Below are 7,268 nucleotides of genomic sequence, written 5' to 3'. Positions count from 1 at the left end.
GTGTCGTTGCAAGAGGGCTGGCTACTTCAAGGCGAGGGTAGCCAAACCGCAAAGTTGTCGGACAACCCAGGACTTCTGGAAGCGCAAACCGGCTCAGGTCTTAGACTCTTGCCCGTGGAGATCAGAGCAATCCGGGATGAAGCTCCATGGAATTCACCGTCTGATTCGAGCTAAACGTCACTGTTTGACCGGAGAAAGTCATGAGCCATTTCATCGACCGACTGACATACTTCCGGCGGGACCAGGACACATTCTCGGGCAAGCACGGCATCACGACCTCCGAGAGCCGCAAGTGGGAGGACGCGTACCGGAAGCGTTGGGCGGCCGACAAGATCGTGCGCTCGACCCACGGGGTAAACTGCACCGGCTCATGCTCGTGGAAGATCTACGTCAAGGGCGGGATCGTGACGTGGGAGACGCAGCAGACGGATTATCCGCGGACGCGCCCCGACCTGCCGAACCACGAACCGCGCGGCTGCCCACGTGGGGCGAGCTACAGCTGGTATCTCTACTCGGGGACGCGGATCAAATACCCCCTGGTGCGGGCGCGGCTCATCCGGCACTGGCGCGAGGCGCGGGCGACGATGTCACCCGTCGCGGCGTGGCGGTCGATCGTGCAGGACGCGGGCAAGCGCCGCGATTGGGTCGCCAAGCGCGGCCGCGGCGGGTTCGTTCGCGTGGGCTGGGACGAAATTAACGAGCTGATCGCGGCGGCCAATGCCTACACGATCCGGGAATACGGACCGGATCGGATCGCTGGCTTCTCTCCGATCCCGGCGATGTCGATGATCTCCTACGCCGCGGGTTCGCGCTATCTGTCGCTGCTCGGCAGCACGATCCTGAGCTTCTACGACTGGTATTGCGACCTGCCGCCCTCCTCGCCGCAGACCTGGGGCGAGCAGACCGACGTGCCGGAAAGCGCCGATTGGTACAATGCCGGCTTCCTGCTCGTGTGGGGCTCGAACGTACCGATGACGCGAGCGCCGGACGCGCATTTCTACTCCGAGGTGCGCTATCGCGGCGCCAAGAGCGTCGTGATCGCCCCCGATTTCAACGAAGCGGCCAAATTCTCGGACATGTGGCTGCACCCCAAGCAGGGCACCGATGCGGCCCTGGCGCTGGCCTTCGGCCATGTCGTGCTGCGCGAGTTCTATCTCGAGCGGCAGGCCGAATACTTCGCTGACTACGCCCGACGCTATTCCGACTTCCCGCTACTGGTGACGCTGACCGAGCGCGACGGACGGCTGGTCCCCGACCGGATGCTGCGCGCGGCCGATCTGCCCGGGGGCCTTGGCGAAACCAACAACCCCGACTGGAAGGCCGTCGGCATCGACGAGATCACGGGCGAGCTGGTGGCGCCGCTTGGATCTTCGGGCTTCCGCTGGGGCGAGGAGGGTAAGTGGAACCTCGAAGAGAAGGACGGGAAGGGCCGCGACATTCGCCTGCGGCTGACGCTCGCCGACACGCATGACACGGTCGAGCCGGTCGCCTTTCCCTATTTCGGCGCGACGGCCCCGCACGACTGGGTGGCGACCCAGCACGAGCAGATATTGACGCGCAATGTGCCGGTCCGCGAGATCGGCCTGGCGGATGGCGGTCGCGCCCGCGTCGCCACGATCTTCGATCTTTACTGCGCCAATTACGGGCTCGACCGCGGCTTTGGCGGCGCGAATGTCGCCACGAGCTACGACGACGACACACCCTTCACCCCCGCTTGGGCCGAGAAGGTGACGGGCGTGCCGCGCGAGGCGATCGTTCAAGTCGCGCGTGAGTTTGCGCAGAACGCCGAGACGACCAGGGGCCGGTCGATGGTGATCCTCGGCGCGGGGCTCAACCACTGGTACCACATGGACATGAGCTACCGCGGCATCATCCAGCTTCTAGTGATGTGCGGCTGCGTCGGCCAGTCAGGAGGCGGCTGGGCGCATTATGTCGGCCAGGAAAAGCTGCGCCCGCAAACCGGCTGGCTGCCGCTCGCCTTCGCGTCGGACTGGAGCCGACCCCCGCGGCAGATGAACGGAACTAGCTTCTTCTACGCCCATACCGATCAGTGGCGCTACGAGACGATGAAGGTTTCGGAACTGCTGTCGCCGCTCGCGCCTGCGGGCGACTGGTCCGGCGCGATGATCGACTACAATGTACGCGCGGAGCGGATGGGCTGGCTGCCTTCCGCACCGCAGCTCCACACCAACCCGCTGGAGCTGGGGCACAGCCTGCATGAGAGCGGGCGCAATCCCGGCGAGGCGGTGGTCGCGGGTCTAAAATCGGGCGAGCTGGCCTTCGCTAACACCGACCCGGACCATCCGCGAAATTGGCCACGCAACATGTTTTTCTGGCGTTCCAACGTGCTAGGTGCCAGCGGCAAGGGTCACGAATACTTCCTCAAGCACTTCGTCGGCTCGCTGCACGGTGTGGTCGGAACCGACGACCGCGAAGGGATCCAGCGCCCGCAGGAGGTGGTCTGGCGCGACGAGGCGCCGGTCGGCAAGCTCGACCTGATGGTGAACATCGACTTTCGCATGTCGACCACCAGCGTCTACAGTGACATCGTGCTGCCAACCGCGACCTGGTACGAAAAGCACGACCTCAACACCACCGACATGCACCCGTTTATCCACCCTCTGACCGCGGCGGTGGACCCCTCGTGGGAGGCGCGCAGCGACTGGTCCATCTTCCGCGACCTCGCCCGCAAGTTCTCGGAGGTGGCGCCGGAAGTGCTGGGCGTCGAGCACGACGTGGTTCTGACGCCGATCCAGCACGATACGCCGGGCGAGCTGGCTCAGCCCTACGAGCCGAAGGACTGGGCGAAGGGCGAATGCGAGCCGATCCCCGGCAAGACGATGCCCAACGTGCAGCTGGTCGAGCGCAATTATCCCGACGTTTTCACTCGCTTCACCTCGTTTGGCCCGGATGTTGAGAAGTTCGGCAACGGTTCCAAGGGGCTGATCTGGAACGCGGAGCACGAGGTGAAGCAGCTCGGCGATCTTAACGGGCGGGTGCCGGAGGGCCCGGCGGCCGGGCGACCGAAGATCGACACCGATGTGGACGCCTGCGAGACGATCCTGATGCTGGCGCCCGAGACCAACGGCGAGGTCGCGATCAAGGCCTGGGACGTGCTCTCAAAGGCGACGGGCCGGCGGCACGCGCATCTCGCCGAAGGCAAGGAGGACGAGAAGATCCGCTTTCGCGACGTGGTCGCGCAGCCGCGCAAGATCATCTCCTCGCCCATCTGGTCGGGCATCGAGAGCGAGAGCGTCTGCTACAACGCCGGCTACACCAACGTGCACGAGCTCGTCCCGTGGCGGACCCTCTCGGGCCGGCAGCAGCTCTATCAGGACCACCACTGGATGCGGGCCTTCGGCGAGGCTTTTGTGACCTGGCGGCCGCCGATTGACACCCGCAGTGTGGCGCAGGCGCTCGGAAAGTTACCGAATGGCAATCACGAGATCGTGCTCAACTTTCTGACCCCGCACCAGAAGTGGGGCATCCATTCGACCTACACCGAGAACCTGATCATGCTGAGCCTCAATCGCGGCGGCCCGGCAGTCTGGATCAGCGAGGCGGACGCCAGGGCCGCGGGCATCGTCGACAACGACTGGATCGAGGCGTTCAACGTCAACGGCGCGCTGACGGCGAGGGCGATCGTCAGCCAAAGGATCATGCCGGGCTCGTGCATCATGTATCACGCGCAGGAGAAGCTGGTGAATACCGTCGGCTCGGAGGTCACCAGCCAGCGCGGCGGCATCCACAACTCGGTCACGCGGATCAACATGAAGCCGACGCACATGATAGGCGGTTACGTCCAACTGGCCTATGGCTTCAACTACTACGGCACCGTCGGAGCCAATCGCGACGAAATCGTGATCATCCGGAAGATGAGCGAGGTGAACTGGTTCGACAAGGCGGCGGACGAGAACGAGCTGGTCGAGACCGGCACCTCGGATTGGGGCACGGGACAGAAGAAGGAAGCCACGACATGAGAATCCGCGCCCAGGTCTGCATGGTACTCAACCTCGACAAGTGCATCGGCTGTCACACCTGCTCGATTACCTGCAAGAACGTGTGGACCAATCGCGAGGGCATGGAATACGTCTGGTTCAATAACGTCGAAACCAAGCCCGGCATTGGCTATCCGAAGGACTGGGAGAACCAGAAGCGCTGGCAAGGCGGCTGGACCCGCCAAAAGAACGGGAAGATCGTCCCCAAGCAGGGATCCAAATGGCGGATTCTCTCCAAAATCTTCGCCAACCCGCACCTGCCCGAGATCGACGATTTCTACGAACCCTATACGTTCGAATACGAGTGGCTGCAAAAGGCGCCCGAGCTCCAGGCACAACCCTCGGCCAAGCCGCGATCGCTGCTCACCGGTGAGGTGATGAACAAGATCGAGTGGTCCGGCAACTGGGAGGATATGCTGGGTGGCGAGTTTGCCAACCGCAGCCGGGACTACAACTTCGAGGGTGTCGAGAAGGAGATCTACGGCGAGTTCGAAAAGACCTTCATGATGTACTTGCCGAGGCTGTGCGAGCATTGCCTCAACCCGTCGTGCCTCGCCTCGTGCCCGTCGGGTGCGATCTACAAGCGGGCCGAGGACGGCATCGTTTTGATAGATCAGGAGAAGTGCCGCGGTTGGCGGATGTGCGTCTCGGGCTGTCCCTACAAGAAGATCTACTACAACTGGTCCACGGGGAAGTCCGAGAAGTGCATCTTCTGTTACCCGCGGATCGAGACCGGCCAGCCGACCGTCTGTTCCGAGACCTGCGTCGGCCGCATCCGCTATCTGGGCGTGATACTCTATGATGCTGACAGGATCGAAGCGGCGGCCTCCGTCGAGAATGAAAAGGATCTCTATTCGGCGCAGCTCGGCGTGTTCCTCGACCCGCACGACCCGGACGTCCAGATCGAGGCGCGCAAGCAGAGCATCCCGGACCAGTGGCTCGAGGCGGCAGCGCGGTCGCCGATCTACAAGATGGCCGTAGAGTGGAAGGTCGCCTTTCCGCTGCACCCAGAATACCGCACGCTGCCGATGGTCTGGTACGTCCCGCCGCTCTCGCCGATCCAATCGGCCCACGAGGCCGGCAAGATCAGCGCCAAGGACGGGATGCCGGACGTCCGCAGCTTGCGGATCCCGTTGCGCTATCTCGCCAACCTGCTGACGGCGGGGGACGAGGCGCCGGTCGCCTCGGCGCTGGAGCGGATGCTGGCGATGCGGGCGTATATGCGGGCGAAGAGCGTCGAGGGCCGAATCGACCCGTCGATCCCCGAGCGCGTGGGGCTGAGCCAACCGATGATCGAGGAGATGTACAAGATCATGGCGCTCGCCAATTACGAGGACCGCTACGTCATCCCCACCGCGCACCGCGAGCTGGAGGAGGACGCATACGTTCTGCGCGGCTCGACCGGATTCGGTTTTCACGAGGACACCGGCGGCCGGACGAAGACCAACCTCTTCGGCGGCGCGAAGCGGGCCCCGAGGAAGCCCTACATGGACATTTCCACATGAGACTTACGCTTCGTTCCCTGGCGGCCCTGCTGGGCTATCCGTCGGCCGAGCTTAAGCAACATGCGGGCGAGATCCGCGACGCGCTCTCGGCCGAAGGCGTGCTGCCTCGCGCGACACGACGGAGGCTCGAGCCGCTTCTGACCGAACTCGAGACCGAGGATTTGCTCGATCTCCAGGCGGGCTACAGCGAGCTTTTCGACCGCTCGCGGGCGCTCTCCCTGCACCTTTTCGAGCATGTCTATGGCGACAGCCGCGAGCGCGGTCAGGCAATGATCGACCTCGGCCAGCAGTACCTTGACCGGGGGTGCATGCTCGAGAGTCAGGAGCTGCCGGACTTCGTGCCAGTGTTCCTCGAATTCGCCTCGTGCCTTGATTCGGCGGAGGCGCGCGAGATGCTGGGCCAGCCCGCCCACGTCTTCGCCGCGCTCGATGAGCGGCTGGCGGAGCGCCAGTCGCCCTACGCCGCCGTGTTTCATGCGCTGATCGTGCTGACCGGCGCGAAACCGGACACCGACGCGCTGGCCGAACTCAACGAGAAGACGCTCTCGGACGATCTTTCGAAGATCGACGAGGAATGGGAGGAGGCGCCGGTCACGTTCACGGCGCACGAGATGGGCGGCCCCACGGGCATGACGGCCAAGATCAGGGCCGCGGGCAAGGCGATGGTTGCGGCGCGCAGAAGCGAGGTGGAACATGAATGAATTTCTGAACCAGCTGGCCTTCGGCTGGTATCCCTACCTGGCGGTCACCGTGCTCATCGTGGGCTCCATCCTGCGCTTCGACGCCGACCAGTATTCCTGGCGCTCGCAGTCGAGCCAATTCCTCCGCCGCAAGCAGATGATCTGGGGCTCGAACCTATTTCATCTCGGCGTGTTGGTGCTCTTGGTCGGACACTTGGTCGGGCTTCTCACGCCCATCAACGTCGTTGATGCCGTCGGAATCGGCCACGGGACCAAGCAGCTCATGGCATTGATCGTAGGCGGCATTGCCGGGATCGCGGCGCTGGTGGGCGCGAGCCTGCTGCTGCACCGCCGCCTCTTCGAGCCGCGGATCCGGCAGACCTCCTCGATCGGAGACATCGCGGTGCTGGTGCTGATCTGGCTGCAAATCGTGCTCGGACTCGCAACGACCTATTGGACGATGCAGCACCTCGACGGCTCGGAAATGCTGCTGTTCATGGGCTGGGCGAGTGCGATCATCACCTTCGATCCGGTGGCACCAAGTCTGCTGAGCGAGGTCGCGATCATCTACAAGCTGCACATCATCCTGGGGCTGACGCTGTTCCTCATCACGCCGTTCACGCGCCTCGTGCATATCTGGAGCGCGCCGATCTGGTTCCTGTTCCGGCCCGGCTACCAGATCGTGCGATCGCTCGCGCCGGTGAAACGTACTCGCGTCAGCGACATCTACGCCGCGGAGCCGAACTATGGCAGCACGACCCGCTCGCGGCAGCAATCGGAAAGCGGAGAGGCAGGCGCATGACCATGGAAATCCCCCGACTGAAGCCCGACCCCCGCCCCGAGCCGGCCATGCCCTCGGCGTGCGAGGCACGCGGCTGCGGCGGCGGAGGTTTCGCGCCGCAGACGCCGCCGCCCACCTTCTCGGTGGTGCGCGTCAACGGTATCGAGATCGAGCCCGAGGCGATCGCGCAGGAAATCCAGCATCATCCTGCCGACGACGCCGAAGCTGCGTGGACCGAGGCGGCGCGGGCGCTCGTTATCCGCGAGCTCCTGTTGCAGGAGGCGCGGCGGCTCGGCACCGACGC

General features: G+C 64.2%; 4 protein-coding genes and 1 pseudogene. All 5 read left to right on the top strand.

What is annotated here, in order from left to right; genetic code table 11:
- Window positions 1–200: 200 nt before the first annotated feature.
- Complete coding sequence (locus ACSLE4_RS07720) at window positions 201–3,980, top strand: nitrate reductase subunit alpha (protein ID WP_435903893.1); 3,780 nt, start codon at window positions 201–203, stop codon at window positions 3,978–3,980.
- Complete coding sequence (narH, locus tag ACSLE4_RS07715) at window positions 3,977–5,503, top strand: nitrate reductase subunit beta (RefSeq protein ID WP_435903892.1); 1,527 nt, start codon at window positions 3,977–3,979, stop codon at window positions 5,501–5,503. Before ACSLE4_RS07720 ends, narH begins: the two co-directional genes overlap by 4 nt.
- Window positions 5,500–6,204, top strand: a complete 705-nt coding sequence (gene narJ / locus ACSLE4_RS07710; protein ID WP_435903891.1) for a nitrate reductase molybdenum cofactor assembly chaperone — start codon at window positions 5,500–5,502, stop codon at window positions 6,202–6,204. Before narH ends, narJ begins: the two co-directional genes overlap by 4 nt.
- Entirely contained in the window at window positions 6,197–6,985 is a 789-nt protein-coding gene (gene narI / locus ACSLE4_RS07705; RefSeq protein ID WP_435903890.1) for a respiratory nitrate reductase subunit gamma, read from the top strand. Before narJ ends, narI begins: the two co-directional genes overlap by 8 nt.
- Window positions 6,982–7,268, top strand: a pseudogene (locus ACSLE4_RS07700) (hypothetical protein); the annotation flags it as partial. The gene narI and the pseudogene ACSLE4_RS07700, both read left to right, overlap by 4 nt.

Origin of the sequence: Methyloceanibacter sp., assembly GCF_051306395.1 — a bacterium.
In the GTDB taxonomy this organism is placed as follows: domain Bacteria; phylum Pseudomonadota; class Alphaproteobacteria; order Rhizobiales; family Methyloligellaceae; genus Methyloceanibacter.
This window is presented reverse-complemented; position numbering and strand designations above follow the sequence as displayed.

Excerpts from the sequence above, each read along its gene's own strand:
- narI (WP_435903890.1), top strand. The coding sequence starts at position 6,197 with ATGAATGAATTTCTGAACCAGCTGGCCTTCGGCTGGTATCCCTACCTG.
- ACSLE4_RS07720 (WP_435903893.1), top strand. The coding sequence starts at position 201 with ATGAGCCATTTCATCGACCGACTGACATACTTCCGGCGGGACCAGGAC.
- narJ (WP_435903891.1), top strand. The coding sequence starts at position 5,500 with ATGAGACTTACGCTTCGTTCCCTGGCGGCCCTGCTGGGCTATCCGTCG.
- narH (WP_435903892.1), top strand. The coding sequence starts at position 3,977 with ATGAGAATCCGCGCCCAGGTCTGCATGGTACTCAACCTCGACAAGTGC.